Genomic DNA, 20,747 nt, shown 5'->3' with positions numbered 1-20,747 from the left:
CCGGTTAAGCGCGGTCGGCCACGCGTTCGCCCATGATGCCGGACGGGCGCAGGGTCAACACGAGGATCAGCACCACGAAGGCGAAGATGTCCTGGTAGTGGCTGCCGAGGAAGCCACCGGTCAGGTCGCCGATATAGCCGGCGCCCAGCGCTTCGATGATGCCCAGCACGAGGCCACCGATCATGGCGCCATAGATATTGCCGATCCCGCCCAGCACTGCGGCGCAGAATGCCTTCAGGCCCGGCAGCACGCCCATCGTGAACGTGATCGACGCGTAGTTGGCGCCCCACATGACGCCGGCCACGGCGGCCAGCGCCGCGCCGATGGCGAAGGTGGCGACGATCACGCGGTTCGTATCGATGCCCATCAGGCCAGCCACACGCGGGTTTTCGGCCACGGCGCGCATTGCGCGGCCCATTCGCGTACGCTCGACCAGCAGCACGAGGCTGCCCATCGCCAGCGCGGCCAGCACGAGCAGCAAGACCTGGGTCTGCGAGATCATGGCGCCGCCGATCATGATCGGTTCGGACGACAGCAACTGCGGGAACGGCAACGGGCTGCGGCCCCAGATCATCATCGCGAACGTTTGCAGCAGGATCGAGATGCCGATGGCCGTGATCAACGGCGCCAGGCGCGGTGCATTGCGCAGGCGGCGGTAGGCAATGCGTTCGATCAGGATATTGACCAGCATGGTGACGGGAATGGCGCCAAGGATCGCGAGTGCCAGCTGTACATAGCCAGGCAGGCCAGGCACATAAGCTTCAAGCAATTGCAGGATGGTCAGGCCGATCATTGCGCCGATCATCAACACGTCGCCGTGGGCGAAATTGATCAGGTTGAGGACGCCGTACACCATCGTGTAGCCGAGCGCGACCAGCGCATACATACTGCCGAGCACGAGCCCGTTCAGTAGTTGTTGGATAAAGGTTTCCATCATTCCGCCTGTTGTGCAATAACAAAAAACGGCACGCCGGGGTATCCCGACGTGCCGCTCATGGTCTGAAGCTGCTGCTTTACCGTTGTCTGCGGCCGAACGGCGCGCTGGTGGGCGCATCGCTACGACAAATCCGAGCGCCGCCATCATAGCTTGGCTGCCGGAAAACTAACAACGGTAAATGGCGGCAGTAGCTAATTTTTGTTTTCTGCCAGAACGAAAAATAATGTTCAGCCTTCCGCCTTGAAGGCAACCTGCCGAACGCCATCCAGGCCTTTCGGCAGCGGGAACGTGACATTCTCTTCAACGCCTTCGAGGGCGCGCACACTGGCCGCGCCCAGTTGCTTCAGGCGGTCGATCACGGCTTGCACCAGTACCTCGGGCGCCGATGCGCCGGCGGTGACGCCGATGCGTTTCTTGCCGGAGATCCAGGCCGGATCGATGGCGGCAGCGTTGTCGACCATATAGGCAGGCGTGCCCATCTTGTCGGCCACTTCGCGCAGGCGGTTCGAGTTCGAGCTGTTGGGGCTACCGACGACGATCACCACTTCGACCTGCGGCGCGAGGAACTTGACGGCTTCCTGGCGGTTGGTGGTGGCGTAGCAGATGTCGCCTTTTTTCGGCTCGATGATGTTCGGGAAGCGCACCTTGAGCGCGTCGATGATGTCGGCCGTGTCGTCGACCGACAACGTGGTTTGCGACACATACGCCAGCAGGTCAGGGTTGCGCACCTGCAGGTTCTCGACATCGGCAACCGTCTCGACCAGGTGCATGCCTTCTTCAGCCTGGCCCATCGTCCCTTCGACTTCCGGGTGGCCGTCGTGGCCAATCATGATGATCTCGGCGCCGAGTTTGCGCATCTTGGCCACTTCGACGTGCACCTTGGTCACCAATGGACAGGTGGCGTCGAAGATCGTCAGGCCGCGCGCTTCGGCATCGGCCCGCACCGCTTTCGAGACGCCATGGGCCGAAAACACCAGGGTGTTGCCCGGCGGGACGTCTTCGAGCTGCTCAATGAAGATCGCGCCCTTGGTGCGCAGGTCGGCCACGACATAGGCGTTGTGCACGATTTCATGGCGCACATAGATCGGGGCGCCGAATTGGGTCAGGGCGCGCTCGACGATTTCGATGGCGCGGTCCACGCCAGCGCAAAAGCCGCGTGGCTGGGCAAGCAGAATTTCGTTTTCCATAGTCTTCCTTTACAGCACCGAAATCAGTTTCACTTCGAACTGGAGCGCCCGGCCAGCCATCGGATGGTTGAAGTCGAACAGGGCCGAGTCATCGCGCATTTCAAGCAGCACGCCGGCAAACCGGCCGCCCTTCGGCGCATTGAACTCGACCACTTCGCCGACCAGATAATCGGCGCCCGGCACCGAATTTTCTTCCAGCGTCGCTTTCGACACCGACTGGATCAGCTCAGGGTTACGTTCACCGAACGCTTCCTGCGCGCTGAGCTCGAAGGTCTGGTGCGTGCCTTCGGGCAGGCCGATCAGGCGCTCTTCGAGGAATGGCGCGAGCTGGCCCTGACCGAGCAACAGCGTGGCCGGCGTGCCATTGAAGGTGGTGATCACATCAGAACCACCGGCAACAGCCAGGCGGTAATGCAGTGTCAGGTACGAGGATTCATTGACGACAGGAGCAGCGTTGGCCATGTTCTTTGCGACGTTTCGTATGAGTGCGGGCAGCCCCGGTGGGGCAAACCGCTATTGTAAGCCACGCGCGCAGCTTGCGCCCGGGCTGCCTCTTTTTTTGGCGAGGAATCACGATGGGAATTTGTGACTGGCCCGAGCAGGACCGCCCCCGGGAGCGCTTGCTGCGCGACGGCCCGGGGGCATTGTCCGACACCGAATTGCTGGCGATCTTTTTGCGCGTAGGCGTGGCCGGGAAAAGCGCCGTGACGCTGGCGGGCGACACCCTCACCCACTTTGGCTCGCTGCAGCGGCTGCTGCATGCCGATGCCGGCGAGTTCGGGCAACTGCACGGGCTCGGGCCGGCCAAGTATGCGCAGCTCCAGGCAGCGCTCGAGCTGGCGCGGCGCGCGGTGGCCGAACAATTCCGGCGCGAGGCGCTGTGCTCGCCCGAGGCGGTGCGGCACTATCTGCGCAGCCACTTCGCACTGCGCACGCATGAATCGTTCATCGTGCTGTTTCTGGATGTGAAGAATCGCCTGATCAATTGCGATGAAATGTTCCGGGGCACGCTCACGCATACCAGCGTCTATCCCCGCGAAGTCGTCAAGGCGGCGCTGCGGCGCGACGCGGCGGCCGTGATCCTGGCGCACAACCATCCATCGGGCGTGGCCGAGCCAAGCGACGCGGATCTGCGGCTGACAAGCGCGCTCACGCAGGCGCTGTCACTGGTCGAGATCCGGGTGCTGGACCATTTCGTGGTGGCGGGCAGTCATGTGCATTCGTTTGCCGAGAATGGGCAGTTGTGACGGATTTGCTACCGGCGCCTGGCCTGGTCATTGGCATGAATTACATCGAGTAAACAGGGGCTTACCCGTGCAAATGTGCTCGAATTCTTGATTGTTAAATTTTTTATCAAGTCCAATTAACCATTGTTTTTCGCAAGTGATTGATTCCGCTTCATTTTTCGCGCTATACTCTCGTTTTTCCAGTCCTGGAACATATTTAAGGAGTGCACTATGGCACGTGTTTGCCAAGTAACCGGCAAGGGTGTGATGGTTGGTAACAACGTCTCCCACGCTAACAACAAAACGAAGCGTCGTTTCCTGCCTAACCTGCAGAATCGTCGTATCTACGTCGAATCGGAAAACCGCTGGGTTTCGCTGCGTTTGTCGAACGCCGGCCTGCGCCTGATTGACAAGCTCGGCATCGATGCCGTGCTGGTCGACATGCGTGCTCGTGGCGAAAAAGTTTAATTAGGGAGCTATCATGGCAAAAACTGGCCGCGACAAAATCAAGCTGGAATCGACTGCAGGCACGGGTCACTTCTACACCACCACCAAGAACAAGCGCACGATGCCGGCGAAAATGGAAATTACCAAATTCGACCCTAAGGCACGTAAGCACGTGATCTACAAAGAAACCAAGATCAAGTAATCGATCCTGTTGTCTTTCAAAAAGCCGCTGGCGCAAGCCTGGCGGCTTTTTTTATGGCCGGAGACCGTCCGCGTTACCATGGCGGCATGACCAGCTCTTCCCTGCCCGCCCTCTCCCCCACCAACGACCGCCTCGACGCCCTGGATGTACTGCGCGGCTTTGCGCTGATCGGCATCTGCATCGCCAACGTCGAATTTTTCAACCGGCCCGTGGTCGAATCCGGGCAAGGCATCCCAGCTGGCCTCTACGGCCTGGACTGGCTCGTGGCGTTTCTTGTCGCGTACCTGGTCAGCGGCAAGTTCTGGACGATCTTTTCGCTGCTGTTCGGCATTGGCTTCGCGCTGATGCTCGAGCGCGCCCGCGTGGCCGGGCGGCCGTTTGCACCCACGTACGGCCGCCGGGTCGGCGTGCTGCTGGCGATCGGCTTGTTGCACCACACCTTGCTGTGGAGCGGCGATATCCTGATCAGTTATGCGGCTGGCGCGCTCGCGTTGATGCTCGCCCTGCTGGCGCCAGCGCGCGTGCTGGTGATTGCCCTCATTGCCTGCCTCGCGCTGCCGCAAGTTCCAGGGCTGGGCCTGCTGGGCTGGCTGCTGGCACCCGTCGTCCTGGCATCGCTGGTCGCGCTGTACCTGCGCACGCGGCAAGCCTGGTTGTTTCCACTGGTGACGATCGGCGCCGGTCTGTTGATGTTGCTGGCGGCACTGATCGCCGCCTCGGGCAGCAAGGGCGACGACACAACGATGCTGACCGCGGTGGGCGCCATCTTCACGGGCCTTGGCCTCCTTGCCTTATGGCGCGGACCGGCCGAGCAGAAGCCGCTACGCATCGGCGTCCAGATCGTGATGCTGACCTATTGCCTGATCGCGGTAGAAGCCGGCATGCGGCACTTTGCACCTGCCGTTGGGCAGACCGCGGGCGCCAGCAGCACCGATAGCGTTGGGAGCGCTGGTAGCGCCCATGCTGATGGCAAGTCCCTGTCTGCCGACAGTGGCCGCGTTTTGCGCTACCAAGAACAAGTCGCACGCAGCATTGAAGAACGCGTCGTGCTGACGCAGGGCAGCTATCCGGATGCAGTCGCAATGCGGTTCAAGCAACTGGACGAACGCATGGTGGACGAGGTCGGGTTCTCGGTGTTGCTGGTGGGCGTGTTCCTGATCGGTATCTGGTTCGTGCGATCGGGGGTGATTGCACATGCAGCCGAGCACAAACCGCTCTACCGACGCCTCGCCATTGTTGGGATCCCGCTAGGCATCGGACTTGGCCTGCTTGGCAGCCTGATCGCGACGGGCCGGCCGCCTGGCGTCAACGACGGTGGCCATGATCTTGCCCACGCCCTGCTGTCACTGGGCAGCTTGCCCGCCGCGCTTGGCTATATTGGCTTGATTATGCTGATGCTGTACAGCCATGGCGCGTTGACACGAATCCGCCTGCTGGCGCCGTTCGGACGCATGGCACTGAGCAATTACCTGACGCAATCGCTCGTATTTTCACTGTTGTTCTATGCCCACGGAATGGGGCTATGGGGCATCGGGCGGACAGCGCAAGTCGGCATTGCGCTAGGACTATGCGCGCTGCAGATCGGCCTGAGCCACTGGTGGCTGGCACGTTACCAGTACGGCCCAGCCGAATGGCTCTGGCGCGCACTGACCTATCTGACCTTGCCACCAATGCGCAAAAAAAGCCGGGGTCAAAAAAGCCGGGGTCAGGTCTGACATTCGGACACGATCTCGGCAGTCAAGTAGTCGGGTAGTCGAAAACAGCTGGAACTGCTACCTGCTAACGATGGGCGAGACACCACAAAAAGTGGCTAAAGCTGAGGTCGTGTCCGAATGTCAGACCTGACCCCCGCTGTAAGACACCACAAAAAGTGGCTAAAGCTGAGGTCGTGTCCGAATGTCAGACCTGACCCCCGCTGTAGAAGTGGCAAAGGCTGAGGTCGTGTCTGAATGTCAGACCCATAAAAAGCCGGGGTCAGGTCTGACATTCGGACACGATCTCGACAGTCAAGTAGTCGGGTAGTCGAAAACAGGCGGAACTGCTACCTGCTAACGATGGGCGAGACACCATAGGAAGTGGCTTAAGCTGAGGTCGTGTCCGAATGTCAGACCTGACCCCGGCTGTAGAAGTGGCTAAAGCTGAGGTCGTGTCTGAATGTCAGACCTGACCCCGGCTGTGGTGTGCGGGAGCGGCCAAATGCAAAACGGCTCCCGAAGGAGCCGTTTCTTTTTAATGCGCTGATACGGAATCAGGCATAGGTGCGCAGGCGCAATGAGAACTCTTGAAGCGCCTTGATGCCCGACGCCTCGGCGCGGTTGCACCAGTCTTGCAACTGATGCAGCAACTGATCGCGGGTGTGGTGCGAACGTTCCCAGATTGCGCCCAGTTCCACACGCATAGTGTGCATGGTTTCGAGCGCCTTGCTGTGCTGGAACAGCTCGACCAGCTGCTCTTTCTGCGACAACTCCAGCTTCGCAGGTTCACGTTGCATCAGCTTGCGCGAGCTTTTCAGGAAGCGCGTTTCCAGGCCACTTGCGTGCTTGCGCTGCTCAAATTCTTCATGGAACGCGTGACGCACCGATTTCGCGTACTTGGCCATCACGTCGTAACGGTTGGCGATCACCGATTGCAGCGTGTCGAAGTCAGCCTGTTCCTTGTTCTTTGCAAGCTTTGGCTTCGGCGCCACTTTCTTGACCTTGGCCAGGCCCACCATCTCGAGCATGCGGATATAACCCCAGCCCAGGTCGAACTCATACCACTTGCTCGACAGTTTGGCCGACGTGGCATACGTGTGGTGATTGTTGTGCAACTCTTCGCCACCAATCAGGATGCCCCATGGGAAGATGTTGGTCGCGGCATCGCTGCAATCGAAATTGCGGTAGCCCCACCAGTGGCCGAGACCATTGATGATGCCGGCAGCGGTGATCGGAATCCACATCATCTGCACGGCCCACACCGACAAGCCGATGATGCCAAACAGCGCAATGTTGATCACCAGCATCGCGACCACACCCATCATGCTGCGGCCGGTATATACGTGGCGCTCCATCCAGTCGTCCGGCGTGCCATGGCCATACTTGTCCATGGTTTCCTGAACCTTGCTCTCAGCGCGGTACAGTTCGGCGCCTTCGAACAGCACCTTGCGGATGCCGCGCGTTTGCGGGCTGTGCGGATCCTCTTCGGTATCGCACTTGGCGTGGTGCTTGCGGTGGATCGACGCCCACTCTTTGGTGACCTGACCAGTGGTCAGCCACAGCCAGAAGCGGAAAAAGTGACTTGGAATCGGATGCAGGTCAAGCGCGCGGTGCGCCTGATGGCGGTGCAGGTACACAGTGACACTGATGATGGTGATGTGCGTGACCACCAGCGTGTACAGAACGACTTCCCATGCCGAAAAATCCAGCAGGCCGGTCGACAAGAACGACAGCACAGCGTGCAAAGTGTCGTTAAAGAAATTCATTCAGTCTCCAATGCAGGGCTTGTATGACGTCGATCAGGAAGATCGCACATGCATAACCCTTGCATTTTACGTGTTTCTACTGCCGCACGGCAGCAGCACGTCTTCAATTTTTGCCTAAATCCGCGCCAGTCTGTTTTACGCCACCTTCGGTAGCGTCTGACGCACCCTCCGGGGTACGCGCCATCATCGACGTAATGTGCGCATCGAGCAGCCGTGTGTCCATCGAAGGATGGCCGAGCTTGATGGCGCCCGTATGTACCAGCGCATAAATCTTGCGGTTGACTTCCGAGATCGGCCCGCCCTGCCCGTTTTCCGGGTCGCCCAGGAAGAAACCGACTTCCAGCTCGTAGCCATCGGCGACAAACGCGGTCAGCAGCACGTTCGGCGCCGGCGTCTCCAGCACGCGGTCAACGCCTTTCGGTTGCTCTTCCAGCAACGGCATCACGACCGACAGATCGCTGTCGTACGACACCACCAGCTTGGTGACGGCGCGTACGTTCTTGTTCGTCACCGACTGGTTCAGCACCACGCCCGTGATCAGCATTTCGTTCGGCAACAGGGTCTGCGTACCGTCGGCGCTACGCAACACCGTGTAGCGCGTATTGATGCGCGAGACCTTGCCGGAATACTTGTCGAGCGTGATCGGATCGCCAATCGCCAGGCTGCGCTCGAACAGGATGATGAAACCGGACACATAATTACTGGCAATGCGCTGCATGCCCAGACCCAGACCCACACCAAGCGCGCCGCCAAACACCGACAGCACGGTCAGGTCGAGGCCCGCCAGCGACAGGCTGAACAACACAGCAACGAGGATCAGCGCGGCACGGCCCACGCGCGCCAACGCGACGCGTAGCGACGAGTGCATGCGCTCGACATGCATCAGCCGTTCTTCGAGCGCGGCGCCGGCCCACAGCGCCAGGATCATCAGCACGACGATCGAGACGATACCCTGCAACAGGTCGAGCAGCGACGTTGACTTGGCCCCGACCGGCAACTTGGTCGTCTCGAGCGCACGCAACACGTCCGGCAGGATGCCGGTCAGGTGCAGCGCCACGATGATCCAGGCCGTGAAGGCAAACACGCGCTCGAACGTCTGCAGCGCCTCGCCCACCTGACCGCGGCGCGCAAAAGCGCGGCGCAGCAGGTAGAAGAAGGTGCGGATGACCGCCAGCGACACAAACAGCGGCAGCGCCACCCGCAGCAGGTTCACGGTCTGGAAGTGTTCCAGAATGACCTTGCTCAGCGACAGCAGCGCCACCGTCAACAGCGGCCCTAGCACACGGGCAACGCCGCCCAGCCCGACACGCATCAAGCGGCCCTGTTCATCCCGGTTCTTGAGCAGCGACCGCCCGATCAACCCTGCCAACCCCCAGCCCGCCGCCACACAGAAGACAAGTGCAAGCGCCTGCCACAACAGGGCCGGGTTGCGGATGTCGACAATCATGACATTCCAGAGGTCGGACAAGGGCATCGCAGGTTTCCTTATTCTTCGTCGGTTGCCGTCACATCGGCGTCAGCATCGGCATCTGCCTTGACTGGTGCAGCCTTGACCAGCGCCTTGCGTTGCAGCACGGCAGCGAAGAAGCCGTCGGTCTGGTGCTTGTGCGGCAAGAGCTTGAGGTACTTGTCCATCTCGAGCGGAATCTTTTGCTCGGCCAGCACCTGGCTCATCGGCACCAGATCGAAGTCGGGGTGCGTTGCCAGGAAGCCTTCGACGATGACGTCGTTTTCTTCATTCAGCAGGCTGCAGGTGGCATACACGAGGCGGCCACCGTTCTTGACCAGGCGCGCAGCACCGTCCAGGATCGCGGCTTGCTTTTCCTGCATCTCGGCAATCGCGCCCAGTTGCTGGCGCCACTTGACATCCGGATTGCGGCGCAAGGTGCCCAGGCCCGAGCATGGTGCATCGACCAGCACGCGGTCGATCTTGCCGGCCAGGCGCTTGACCTTGGCATCGCGCTCGTGCGCGATGAGCACCGGATGCACGTTCGACAAACCGCTGCGCGCCATGCGTGGCTTCAGTTTGGCCAGACGCTTTTCGGACACGTCGAACGCGTACAGGCGACCGGTATTGCGCATCAGTGCGCCCAGTGCCAGCGTCTTGCCGCCAGCACCGGCGCAGAAGTCGACCACCATCTCGCCGCGGCGCGCGCCGACGATCTGCGACAGCACCTGGCTGCCCTCGTCCTGCACTTCGATCGCGCCTTCCTTGAACAGCGGCAGATTCTGCAGCGCAGGCTTTTGCTTGACGCGCAGACCCAGCGGCGCATACGGCATCGGCTCGGCGACGATCGGCGCTTCGAGCAGCGTGGCGATGACGGCGTCACGCTCGGCCTTGATCGAATTGACGCGCAGGTCAAGCGGCGCCGGCGTGTTGAGGACGGCAGCCAGTTCCAGGGCTTCGGCTTCGCCGAACTGGGCCACCAGCTTGTCGTACAGCCATTGCGGCAGGTTGGCTTGCACCGGACCTGGCAGCAGCGTGCGGTCGACTTCCTTGATGCGGGTCAGGAAGTGGGTTTCATCTTCGGTCAGGCCACCGATCGAATCGATGCCAGCCGTTTCGGCCAGGCCCAGCAGCGCCAGACGGCGCATCGATGGCGTGCTGCCATGGCCAGCGAAATCGGTGAAGAACGACTTGTTACGCAGCACCGAATACACGGCTTCGGCAATCACGCCACGCTCACGGCCGCCAAAACGCGGGTTGTCCTTGAAGAAACGCGACAGGGTGACGTCGGCTGGGGAGGTAAAACGGAGAATCTCGCGCAGGACTTCTTCAGTCTTGGCGACGATCGCTGGAGGCAATCTCATGTAAATCCTTGGGTTGTAAACTGCTTACTTAAAACAATGCGTTTTAAGTACTAATGGCGTCAAAGCCAGGCTCGACGATGCGCACCGCACCGTTCTCGACGACCAGACGGTCTTCAACGAACAGGCGCACCGCGCGCGGGTAAATCTTGTGTTCTTCGACCAGCAGGCGGGTAGCGAGCGTGGCTTCGGTATCGCCCGGCAGCACGGGAATGCGTGCCTGCAAGACAGCCGGGCCGTGATCGAGTTCGGCCGTGACAAAATGGACCGTCGCGCCATGCTCGACACAACCGGCGTCGAGCGCCTGCTGGTGCGTGTGCAATCCCGGAAACAGCGGCAGCAGCGACGGGTGAATATTGAGCATCCGGCCTGCATAATGCTCGACGAACGGCGCCGTCAGGATGCGCATGAAACCGGCCAGCACGACCAGGTCGGGCTCGAAGACGTCGATGGTTTCCTGCAGCTTGGCGTCGAATTCGGCGCGGGTGGCGAACGATTTGCTGGGCACCACCGCAGTGGGAATGCCGCGCGCCTGCGCAAACGTCAGGCCGCCAGCCTCAGGTTTATTGCTGATAACGGCGGCGATACGGGCTGGCCAACCTTCGGCATCAAGCGCTCGCACGACCGCTTCCATATTGCTTCCGCGGCCCGAAATCAGGATCACGATATTTTTCATAGCCGGCATTGTACCGTAACGACGGGCACCAAATGCTGCCTGAAATGACGACCTCGGCCCTGGCTCAGGCGGTTGGCGGCACCGTCGCGAACGAGTAGAACACGCGGAACGGGACCTTCTTTTCGGCCCAGAATTCGGCCGCATCGCGAAATACGTCAAGCAGGTTTTCGCGCGCTTCCTTGTCGAACTTCTGGGCGCTTGGCAGCTGCTCCAGCACCACGATGAAGCCCGGCTGCGGACCTGCTTCGTGGACGGTTTCGGTCAGGCATTTGCGCAGCGCATCGAAGTTCTTGCTGCAGGGCTTGGGGAAATAAAATTGTTCGCCGATGCGGGCGCAGACTTGTTGTTTGGTGAGCGTGTTGGCGCAATGTGCGTACAGAAAATGATGTCCGAGTTGCCCCGCCTCCTGTTGCAGATCGCCAACGTTAAACGCGCGGATCGCTTGCACAATATTCGGCGCCACTCTCATCAACAAACTCATTTTTTCCTCAAGTTGACCTGTCAATAACGCGCCATCGCGCAACCTGTCGCGACGCCATGGGGCGTTGCTGCCGCTTACCTCGCTGTCGTTGCTATACGCCAATAAGTCCATGATTTGTGTAAGGGTAACGTTTTGTGGTATTGGAAGCAACCCAAATGTGCATTGCGAATAGTCATTTGTAAGAATCGGTACCACCTCGAGTGCCTCAAAAACAAGGCAAATCGGGCGGATTCATTCTGGCGCGCTTCAACTGCGTCGCCATTGGCTGTTACATTTTGTTGCCACGGGGACTCGATGCGTTTTTGCGATCGGCGTACTATCAAGACTTGAACGAAGACTGTATTTATTGTCTCAACCAACATCGCACCACTGAACGAGGACCATCATGAAATTCCAAGCCAAACTGATCATCGCAGCCTTGGGTGTGGCCACCCTGCCGCTGGCACAGGCTGCCGACTTTGAAGATTTCGGCCGGGTGGTGCGCGTCGAGCCACGCGTCGAACAAGTCCGCACCCCGCGCCAGGAATGCCGTACTGAATACGTGCAAGTTCCGGTGCAGCAAGAACGCAACGCGGGCGGCACGATCGTCGGCGGTATCGCCGGTGCGCTGCTCGGCAGCCAGATCGGCGGCGGCAACGGTAAAGTGGCCGCGTCGGCCGCTGGCGCCATCGCCGGCGCCATGGTGGGCGACCGCGTCCAGAACAATGGCCGTCAGGGCAGCAGCGTGCAAGAACAAGCGGTGCAGCAATGCCGCACCGTGGAAGCCATCGAATCGCGCACTGCCGGCTACAACGTGACCTACGAATACCGTGGCCAGAATTACACGTCGCTGATGCGCAACGACCCGGGCAACCGCGTGCGCCTGCGCGTGTCGGTCCAGCCACTGGACAGCTACGACGACGGCCAGGCCTACAGCCAGTATCAGCGCTAAGATTCGTCATTCATGAACAACAACGCGGCCCCAGTGGCCGCGTTGTCGTATGCAGGGTGCGGATCGTGGACCGAGCTTGCGCTGCGGGAACGCAACCGCCGATAATAGGGCGATTCCATCAGGCAGTCTTATGCTCATCAAACGCAAATCCATCGAACAGGCCGAATCGTCGCGCCGCCCTTCCCGCAAACCCAAGTACGCGCCCGTCACGCTGTCCGAACAGGAGGGCGTGCGCTATCTGCATTTCGGCACCGAATGGGTCCAGGGCGCCATGCGCATCCGCAAGCCTGACTGGCCGGAACTTGAGTACGCGCAGCAGATGATGGCCTGGATGCTGTTCATCGAGTCGCCACGCGCCATCGTCCAGCTCGGCCTGGGCGCGGCCACGATGACCAAGTTCTGCTACCGCCAGTTTCCCGAGGCCACCGTCACCGCCATCGAACTGAACCCGTCGGTCATCGCCATCTGCAACTCGATGTTCAAGCTGCCGGGCCTGGACGAACGCCTGACGGTGCTCGAGATGGATGCGCTGGACTTCGTCGAAGACCCAGAACACCACAACGCGTTCGACGTGTTCCAATGCGACCTCTACGACGCTACCGCGCGCGGCCCGGTACTCGACACGCCCGAGTTCTATGTGGCCTGCGCCAATTGCCTGACCGACGACGGCATCATGACCGTCAACCTGTTTGGTGACCACCCGAGCTTTGCCAAGAACCTCAAGGCCATGAAGTTCGCCTTCGGCCACGTGCTGTGCCTGCCCGAGGTGCACGATGGTAATGTGGTCGCGCTGTGCTTCAAGACCCGCCCCACGCTCGACGAGGACGCGCTGACCAAACGGGCAGCGCAGATCAAACTCCAGACCAAGTTGCCCGCCGCGTCCTGGGTCAAGGGATTGTTCGCCACCGATTGATTTGCCAAGGGCCACCGTGAACGCCATCCCGCAAAAACCCGCCAGTCTGCGCAAGCTCGACCTGCAATCGATTTTTTCGTGGCTGCTGGCCGACGGGATCGTCACGAAGGACAACGTCAGGGCGCAATTTGCCCAAGCCCAGGGCATTCTCAAGAATGCGCCCGGCTCGATGCACCCGCTTACGGCGGTCGCGCAATGCAAGCTGGTTTCGGAACTGCCCCCCAATCGCCTGCTCACGCTGGACGTGCTGACCGAATGGTGCGCGGCCAAGGTCGGCCTGCCCTTCATCCGGATCGATCCTCTCAAGATCGATTTCACGAAAGTGGCCGATGTGATGTCGGCCGGCTATGCGGCGCGCTTCAATATTCTGCCGGTGGAAATGACGGCCACGACGCTGGTGGTGGCCACGGCCGATCCGGCGCTGACAGAATGGGAAGCCGAGATCGCGAAAGTCGCGCGGCGCCGCATTGAACTGGTGCTGGCCAATCCGCTCGACATCGCCCAGTATATTTCGCAATTCTTTGCACTGGCCAAGTCGATCCGCGACGCCAACCGCAGCAGTGGGCAAGACGTCGCGATGCGCAACAACTTCGAGCAGCTGGTCGAAATGGGCAAAGCGAACAAGCAGTTCGATGCCAACGACCAGCACATCGTCAATATCGTCGACTGGCTGTGGGGTTACGCCTTCGAGCAGCGCGCCTCGGACATTCATCTGGAACCGAAGCGTGAATTTGCTGTCGTACGGTTTCGCATCGACGGCGTGCTGCACCAGGTCTACCAGGTACCGGCCGTGGTCATGATTGCGATGACGGCGCGGATCAAATTGCTGGGGCGGATGGACGTCATTGAAAAGCGCCGCCCGCAAGATGGCCGCATCAAAACCCGCACCGCCGGCGGCCAGGAAGTCGAATTGCGCCTGTCGACGATGCCCACCGCGTTCGGGGAAAAGCTCGTGATGCGTATTTTCGACCCTGAAGTCGTCGTCAAGACATTGCCCGAGCTGGGCTTTCCGGCTGACGACGCCCTGCGCTGGGATCGCCTGACTAAGCGCCCGCACGGCATCATCCTCGTGACCGGCCCAACTGGCTCGGGCAAGACCACGACGCTGTACACGACACTCAAGGCGCTGGCGACAAGCGAAGTCAATGTCTGCACGGTGGAAGACCCGATCGAGATGGTCGAACCGGCCTTCAACCAGATGCAGGTGCAGCCGGGAATCGATTTGTCGTTCGCCGACGGCGTGCGCTCGCTGATGCGCCAGGACCCGGACATCATCATGGTCGGCGAGATTCGCGACCTGCCGACGGCTGAGATGGCGATCCAGGCCGCGCTGACCGGGCACCTGGTGTTCTCGACGCTGCACACGAACGACGCCCCATCAGCGGTGATGCGCCTGATCGAACTGGGCGTGCCGGATTACCTGCTCGAAGCCACCCTGATCGGCGTGATGGCCCAGCGCCTGGTGCGCACGCTCTGCCCTGCCTGCAAGACGCCCGGTGGCGAGTTGAGCGACGATGTGTGGGACAGCGTTGGCGGTGCGTGGAAGATTCCCAAGCCTGCGATCGTATACCGGCCGATTGGTTGCCCAGAATGCCGGCAGACCGGGTATCGGGGGCGGACCGGGATTTATGAGCTGTTGAGCGTGAGCGAGGGATTTGGCAAGCTGATGCGGGGTGCGGGCGACCTGGTGGCGCTGCGCCAGCAGAGTGTTCTCGATGGCATGAAGCCACTGCGCATTGCCGGCGCGATGAAGGTGGTCGAAGGCGTGACCACGGCGGACGAGGTGCTGAAGGTGACGTCGGCGTTGTCTTGAGCAGTTCCTCAAAGAAATTTATGCGAGAGACCTAGCGCGATGCCGGATCGCCCGCTATAATGCTGCCTCCTTGGGTCGTTAGCTCAGCTGGTAGAGCAGCGGACTTTTAATCCGTTGGTCGCAGGTTCGAATCCCGCACGGCCTACCAAGAATTATCGAGAAGCCCACGAATTTCGGTTCGTGGGCTTTTTGCGTTTTGGTCACGCTCTGGTTGCTTTGGATAACGCCTGGCGTCGCCAGGTTCCAAGTAACCTGGATGCCCTTCGGGTAAGCCGATCCGCATGAGCATCTGTTAGTACTGTTTCGCAGATCCTGTCGCGTCTTCTTGCTGCAGGCATCGGCGTGAATTCCCTAAATAACACCTGTGCAAAAATCCGACGCCCGTAGGCCATGCGGGTTTGCCTGTGCGTGACCCAAATTGGGTAATCCGTCGTCAGGTCAGAACATCTCTGTATCTAAATCATTGTCAAAAAATTCCGGCTACCGTGGCCTATATAACAAACCTGACGTCAATGGGATAAGAACATCTTTCCGAGCCACTCAGTCGAAGATAATAATTAATCAATACGACGGATAACCATGCGCAGGTTTTAACAATCATGCAATTTTCTATGCAAAATGGCTGATGCAGGGTTATTCCAGGCGAACTTTAACGCCTTTCTTACTTGGGAAAAATTAGAAATACATCCATGTAGACTTTTATATTTCCATAAAAAAATATCACAAAATATCACTTGATCAAACTCTGGATTGGCTCACCCGTAGTGCTCATAGAATTCATTTATCAGAATTTAGTAAGCGATTTGGAAGAAGAAGATATTTGAGGGTTGCCGAACGTTAATTGATGCATTTTGTCGAGAAAATGACATTACTCCCTGTGATGACATTGACTAAAATCCGTTAGAATCCAGCGGATTCCATTTTGCAAAAAAAAATATGCCAAAATATTCCGCAGCCAGTGCTCTGATCGTCATAAGCCTCTCTTTGGTCGCCTGCAAACCTGAAACATCTTCGCCAAACTCAGACGCTCCAGCCACCACAGTGACCTCTTCGCAAGAAGAGAATGGCACGACTGACGCACCGGTCGCCAGCGGCACGCCAGCATCCCAGGCACAATTCGATATCGAAAAAGTCCCGGTCAGCAGCGGTGTGATGCCCCCCTTTCCGTATCTCGAATATCCTTCAGGTCTCAGTGAAGAGGGACGCTTTACTAACAAGGCGAATTTTGACTCGCTCCATGTAGTCGTTGGGAAGCAACTCAGGAAAGTGGAAGGTCGTTTCGAATCCCACAAGTTTTACCTCAGTGATGTCAACATGAGCGAAGCGGAAGCGCGACGAAACTACGAAAACCTGATCGCACAAATGGGCGGTGTGAAGGTCAACAGTGCGACACCTTCCGAACTGGCTCCCGCCTTAAGCGCGGAGAATACGGCAAACGAGCAGAAAACCCGCTTCGCGGACCTGGGTATGACTTACGACGTCTATCTGGTACGGAAACCCGACCAGTTAGTATGGATCGTGCTCATGTCGGGCAGAAGCGCTGTCAGCACACTCGTCGTAGCCGAACAGCCGTTCAAGCAGACGATTGCCTTTGTCACGGCTGATGCAATGCAAAGCCAACTGGCTTCAGTCGGACACATCGCCCTGTATATCAACTTCGATACGGACAAGGCCACCATTCGCCCGGACGGCCGGCCGGCTGTAGACGAGATCGCCAAACTCATGGAGAAGGACACTTCCCTTAAGCTGACCATCGAAGGCCATACGGATAATGTTGGCGATCCGGCCCACAACAAGGCCTTGTCACAGCAGCGAGCGGATGCCGTGATGGGTTCACTGCTTGCAGGGGGTATTGCCAAGGACCGCCTCAGTGCCGTGGGTCTGGGCGAGGCCAAGCCCGTGGCTGATAATCAGGACGACACGGGACGTGCCAAAAACCGACGCGTCGAACTGGTCAAACGCACCTGATTCGCGGGCAGACCAACTGCACCCATCCATTCCAGAAGCTATTCATCAAAGGAACGACATGAAACACGGATTGAAACTCGTCGGCATGATCGCTGCCATCGCCCTGCATCTTCCCGCCCATGCAGATGAGAAGTTGGACATACTGAAGAAAGGGAACATCGATGGATGCATGAGTGTTATCCAGATAGACAAAGATGCGCCCAAGGATCCCAAGTTGGCGAAGCCTTATTGCACTTGTGTCTATGAGACCCACTTCGACAACTTCACCAAGCCAGAACTTAACAGCATGTTTCTGGGTACGCCGGCACCCCCGAACATGGACAAGAATGTGCAGATCCGCCTTCAGGCAGCCATCAAAGAATGCCGCAAGAAAATCGGCGCCTGATCGTCGCGGTGTTCCACCACACTGCGGGCCCGCAGCATCGACGCCTGGCAGGTCGATGTCGCACGGGATGACGTCATAGGATCACTACCACGTCGCCGCCAAGCTGCCTGCCAAAATTCGTTGTTGCAATGAGGGCTTTACGAGAAATCGTGACGCCTTTTTTGTTTTGGCTCGTCCGATTTTCACAACGCTTGCACCATGCCGTCGTAGCGCCTGAGGGCTCGGCATACCCACCTTGGCTACTACGCGGCGCAACGTCGCACGGCCTTGCGCCTCATCAGTAAGTTCCCGCAACTCAATAACTACAGTCAGAAATTCGTCGTACGTTCAAGCGCGCTTACGTCGCCACGCGCGCAGCCCGACGTCAACAATCCGCAGCTCAACCGATGAGCGAGACGATGACTGACTTGCACGCACTGCTGGACGCCCACCAGAACACCCGCCTGCTGCGCATGGCGTTTCCGGAGAACGATGGCCCGCAAGCCATGCTGATGGTAAACCAGTTCGTCGGCACCGAATACGTGTCCCGTGACTTCGCCTACACGGTGGAACTCCTGAGCGACGACGCCAGGATCGAACGCGAAGCGATCCACGGCAAGCTGCTGTGCATCTCGCTCGTACAGGCTGACGGTAGCCTGCGTCCCTTCACCGGTTATGTGAGTTCGTTCAAACTGGTCAAGACGGACGGCGGCGTGGCGTTCTACGAAGCCATCCTGCGGCCATGGCTGGCGTACACGCGCCTGCGCCGCAACAACCGCTTGTTCCATAGGCAAAGCGTGCGCCAGCAAACGGAGAAGATCTTTGCCGGCTACGGCAGCCTGCCGGACTATGACTGGAAGGTCGCCGGTGAGCAGCCGCAGTTCACGATGGCCACGCAGTGGGACGAGACCGATCACAACTACTTGTGCCGGCGCTGGGAAGCCGCCGGCTACAGCTATTGGTACGAGCATACGGGCGAAGGTCACGTGCTGAAGGTCTGCGACGACACGCGCACCGCAGACCCGATCGACGGGCCCTCGCCCGGCATCCGCTTCCATGGCGCCGGTGGCGCAATCGAAGAGGATGCATTCAGCGACTGGAGTGCGTTGCGCCAGTGGGCGTCCGGCCAAGCGACGGTGAGCGGCTTCGACTTCAAGCATCCCTACCCGATCCACGCCGGTACCGTCACCATTGCCCAGCAGGGCGATGTACCGAAACTCGAGGTGCACAGCTATGAGGGCCACTACGGCTTCCTGCACCACCCGGGCGCATCCCGGCTTTCACGGCTGCGCATGGAGGAAATCGAAGCCCGCGGCGAGCTGTACGAAGCACGCGGCAATAATCGGCGCATCGCTGCCGGCAGGTGGTTCAAGCTGCTTGACCATTTCAGTGAAAGCGAAGACAGCGAATTCCTGATTCTGGAAGTGCATCACGAAGCCAGCAACAATTATTTGCAAGGCAAGAATGTACTTGCCGAGTACAAGAATCGCGTGCTTTGCCAGAACAAGACCGTGCCTTGGTTTCCCGGGCGCGGCTTCAACAGCACGACGACCAGGCTGCTGGCCCTGCAGACCGCCATCGTGGTCGGCCCGGAAGGCCAGAGCAGCCTGAATGTCGACGAGTACGGCCGTATCCAGGTCAGGTTTCACTGGGATCGGGACGAAACCAGCAGTTGCTGGGTACGTGTAGGCAGCAACTGGGCCGGCGGCGAAAAGGGCCTGGCCAGCCATCCGCGGGTCGGCTCGGAAGTCATCGTTCAATGGCTCGACGGCAATCCCGATCACCCGATCGTGACTGGCTCCGTCTACAACCAGGGCTATATGCCGCCGTGGAAGCTGCCCGGCCAGCGGGCGTTGACAGGGCTCAGAAGCCGCGAGCTGACCACCAGCGGCGGCAACTCGCCTGGCGGGCGCAGCAACCACGTGGTGCTGGATGACACGGAAGGACAGATCCAGGCGCAGCTCAAGAGCGATCATCTGGCCAGCCAGCTCAGCCTGGGCCATATCAACCGCATCGACGACAACGCCGGCCGCAAGGGCCCACGTGGCCAGGGCTTCGAGCTGCGCACCGATGGCCATGGCGTGCTGCGCGCGCAGCAAGGCCTCTTAATAAGTACTGAAGCCCGGCCCAACGCCCGCGCCCATATCACCGATATGGCCGAGACGCTGGCGCATATGGCGCAGGGCCAGGCATTGCACGACAGCCTGTCGCAGGTCGCACAGCAGGCGCAGGCGCATCAGCCGGGCGACCAGGACCAGGTCGCCGCCGCTCTGAAATCGCAGGTCGATGCCGTCAAAGGCCAGGGCGGCGAGCCTGCACAAGGTGAATTCCCGGAATTCCAGGCGCCTCACCTGGTTCTGGCAAGCCCCGCCGGCATCGAAACCAGCACACAGGGTTCAACCCATCTGATGAGCATGGAACACACCGCCCTGACCAGTGGTGGCCATGCCAGCCTGAGCGCGGGCAAGAGCCTGCTCGTCAGTGTCAAGGAAGCAGTGCGCATGTTCGCCTACAAGGCCGGCATGAAGCTGGTGGCGGCGGGCGCCGACATCGACATCACCGCCCTGAAGGACAGCGTCAACATCCTGGCCAAGCTCAACATCACCCATACCGCCAACCGGATCACGATCACGGCAAAAGAAGAAGTGGTGATCAACGGCGGAACCAGCTTCAGCCGCTGGAACGCGTCCGGCATCGTCCATGGCACAAGCGGCGTCTGGCGCCAGCACGCGGCGCAGCACAACCTCGATCCTGGCAAGAGCGAAGGCACGCCAGCCTTGCCGCAGACCGTGAAGCTGCCGCTGGGACAGCTCGACCTGCTTCACCGGTATGTGAACCAGGAAGGCAGCAAGAAGCAAGGCGTCGGGCAAGGCGACTACACCGTCGTCGACGCCGAAGGTGGCGTCCACCAGGGGACGCTCGATAGCGAGGGCATTGCCAGCGTGGCCGGTCTGCCGATGGGAATGGCCACCGTCAGCTATGGCAGGGACCCGCGCGACCCGTGGGACGAAGGCAGCTATTTCGGTGATGGAACCGAATGGCCGGTCGTGGCGCAGTCCAAGGCGGGCGCCGACACGGTGACAGGCAGTCCAGAGGACACAGCCGACAAATCAGGCGCGGTCGCGCAGCTAGCAGAGCAAGGGGCGAGCGCGGTGCAGTCGTTGAAACAGGGCGGCGCGCAAGTCTTGCTGGCGCAGGCTGGCCAGGCGGCCATGACCCATGTTGCGGGCAAGCTCCCGGGCGGCGCAGAGGCCATCGGGTTGCCCGGATCGTTGCCGCGCATTGGTGCCGACGTCGTGACCTCGGCCCTGAAAAAGTCCTTTCAATAAGAAGC

Annotated in this window: 18 protein-coding genes and 1 tRNA gene; 11 read left to right on the top strand and 8 right to left on the bottom strand. The window is 59.9% G+C overall.

Translation table 11 applies throughout. The features are described from left to right. Positions 1 to 4: 4 nt before the first annotated feature. The 3 genes from IFU00_03570 to IFU00_03560 form a co-directional block, all read right to left on the bottom strand. Positions 5 to 934, bottom strand: a complete 930-nt coding sequence (locus IFU00_03570; protein ID MBD8541358.1) for a branched-chain amino acid ABC transporter permease — start codon at positions 932 to 934, stop codon at positions 5 to 7. A 230-nt stretch (positions 935 to 1,164) separates the two neighbouring features. Then, positions 1,165 to 2,124 carry a 4-hydroxy-3-methylbut-2-enyl diphosphate reductase gene (gene ispH / locus IFU00_03565; GenBank protein MBD8541357.1) on the bottom strand — a complete coding sequence of 320 codons (960 nt, stop codon included), beginning with the start codon at positions 2,122 to 2,124 and terminating at the stop codon, positions 1,165 to 1,167. Between the two features lie 9 nt (positions 2,125 to 2,133). Then, positions 2,134 to 2,586: an FKBP-type peptidyl-prolyl cis-trans isomerase gene (locus tag IFU00_03560; GenBank protein ID MBD8541356.1), complete on the bottom strand. Its 453-nt coding sequence runs from the start codon at positions 2,584 to 2,586 to the stop codon at positions 2,134 to 2,136. 113 nt (positions 2,587 to 2,699) lie between these two features. Here IFU00_03560 and radC point away from each other — a divergent pair, with 113 nt between their 5' ends. The 4 genes from radC to IFU00_03540 all read left to right on the top strand — a co-directional run bounded on the left by radC (position 2,700) and on the right by IFU00_03540 (position 5,714). After that, positions 2,700 to 3,371: a DNA repair protein RadC gene (gene radC, locus IFU00_03555; GenBank protein MBD8541355.1), complete on the top strand. Its 672-nt coding sequence runs from the start codon at positions 2,700 to 2,702 to the stop codon at positions 3,369 to 3,371. 210 nt (positions 3,372 to 3,581) lie between these two features. Beyond that, positions 3,582 to 3,818 carry a 50S ribosomal protein L28 gene (rpmB, locus tag IFU00_03550; protein MBD8541354.1) on the top strand — a complete coding sequence of 79 codons (237 nt, stop codon included), beginning with the start codon at positions 3,582 to 3,584 and terminating at the stop codon, positions 3,816 to 3,818. A gap of 13 nt (positions 3,819 to 3,831) precedes the next feature. Beyond that, positions 3,832 to 3,999, top strand: a complete 168-nt coding sequence (gene rpmG, locus IFU00_03545) for a 50S ribosomal protein L33 (GenBank protein MBD8541353.1) — start codon at positions 3,832 to 3,834, stop codon at positions 3,997 to 3,999. Positions 4,000 to 4,085: 86 nt separating this feature from the next. Next, a complete protein-coding gene (locus IFU00_03540) occupies positions 4,086 to 5,714 on the top strand; it encodes a DUF418 domain-containing protein (GenBank protein ID MBD8541352.1) in 1,629 nt (542 codons plus the stop codon). 533 nt (positions 5,715 to 6,247) lie between these two features. Here the strand turns inward: IFU00_03540 and IFU00_03535 are convergent. The 5 genes from IFU00_03535 to IFU00_03515 all read right to left on the bottom strand — a co-directional run bounded on the left by IFU00_03535 (position 6,248) and on the right by IFU00_03515 (position 11,424). Next, positions 6,248 to 7,459: a fatty acid desaturase gene (locus IFU00_03535; GenBank protein ID MBD8541351.1), complete on the bottom strand. Its 1,212-nt coding sequence runs from the start codon at positions 7,457 to 7,459 to the stop codon at positions 6,248 to 6,250. Between the two features lie 103 nt (positions 7,460 to 7,562). Next, entirely contained in the window at positions 7,563 to 8,933 is a 1,371-nt protein-coding gene (locus IFU00_03530) for a mechanosensitive ion channel (protein MBD8541350.1), read from the bottom strand. A gap of 11 nt (positions 8,934 to 8,944) precedes the next feature. Then, on the bottom strand, positions 8,945 to 10,264 hold the full coding sequence (locus tag IFU00_03525) for an RsmB/NOP family class I SAM-dependent RNA methyltransferase (protein MBD8541349.1): 1,320 nt from the start codon (positions 10,262 to 10,264) through the stop codon (positions 8,945 to 8,947). 49 nt (positions 10,265 to 10,313) lie between these two features. After that, positions 10,314 to 10,943: a phosphoribosylglycinamide formyltransferase gene (locus IFU00_03520; protein ID MBD8541348.1), complete on the bottom strand. Its 630-nt coding sequence runs from the start codon at positions 10,941 to 10,943 to the stop codon at positions 10,314 to 10,316. A 64-nt stretch (positions 10,944 to 11,007) separates the two neighbouring features. After that, the gene (locus IFU00_03515) at positions 11,008 to 11,424 is read right to left on the bottom strand and encodes a barstar family protein (protein ID MBD8541347.1); all 417 of its coding nucleotides are present in this window, start codon (positions 11,422 to 11,424) and stop codon (positions 11,008 to 11,010) included. Positions 11,425 to 11,809: 385 nt separating this feature from the next. Between IFU00_03515 and IFU00_03510 the strand changes: the two genes are divergently transcribed. The 7 genes from IFU00_03510 to IFU00_03480 all read left to right on the top strand — a co-directional run bounded on the left by IFU00_03510 (position 11,810) and on the right by IFU00_03480 (position 20,742). Beyond that, complete coding sequence (locus IFU00_03510; protein ID MBD8541346.1) at positions 11,810 to 12,355, top strand: glycine zipper 2TM domain-containing protein; 546 nt, start codon at positions 11,810 to 11,812, stop codon at positions 12,353 to 12,355. A gap of 130 nt (positions 12,356 to 12,485) precedes the next feature. Then, positions 12,486 to 13,268: a spermidine synthase gene (locus tag IFU00_03505; protein ID MBD8541345.1), complete on the top strand. Its 783-nt coding sequence runs from the start codon at positions 12,486 to 12,488 to the stop codon at positions 13,266 to 13,268. 16 nt (positions 13,269 to 13,284) lie between these two features. After that, positions 13,285 to 15,081 (top strand): Flp pilus assembly complex ATPase component TadA, encoded by a 1,797-nt coding sequence (gene tadA / locus IFU00_03500; protein ID MBD8541344.1) that lies wholly within the window; start codon positions 13,285 to 13,287, stop codon positions 15,079 to 15,081. Positions 15,082 to 15,153: 72 nt separating this feature from the next. Beyond that, a tRNA-Lys gene (locus IFU00_03495) sits at positions 15,154 to 15,229 on the top strand. 788 nt (positions 15,230 to 16,017) lie between these two features. After that, on the top strand, positions 16,018 to 17,049 hold the full coding sequence (locus IFU00_03490) for an OmpA family protein (GenBank protein ID MBD8541343.1): 1,032 nt from the start codon (positions 16,018 to 16,020) through the stop codon (positions 17,047 to 17,049). A gap of 58 nt (positions 17,050 to 17,107) precedes the next feature. Continuing rightward, positions 17,108 to 17,434, top strand: coding sequence for a hypothetical protein (locus tag IFU00_03485; protein MBD8541342.1), 327 nt, complete (start codon positions 17,108 to 17,110; stop codon positions 17,432 to 17,434). 491 nt (positions 17,435 to 17,925) lie between these two features. Next, a complete protein-coding gene (locus tag IFU00_03480; protein MBD8541341.1) occupies positions 17,926 to 20,742 on the top strand; it encodes a type VI secretion system tip protein VgrG in 2,817 nt (938 codons plus the stop codon). Positions 20,743 to 20,747: the final 5 nt, after the last annotated feature.

This window comes from Oxalobacteraceae sp. CFBP 8761 (assembly GCA_014841595.1).
Lineage (GTDB): Bacteria > Pseudomonadota > Gammaproteobacteria > Burkholderiales > Burkholderiaceae_D > Telluria.
The sequence above is the reverse complement of the archived record's forward strand: the minus strand, read 5'-3'. Positions and strand labels throughout refer to the sequence as shown.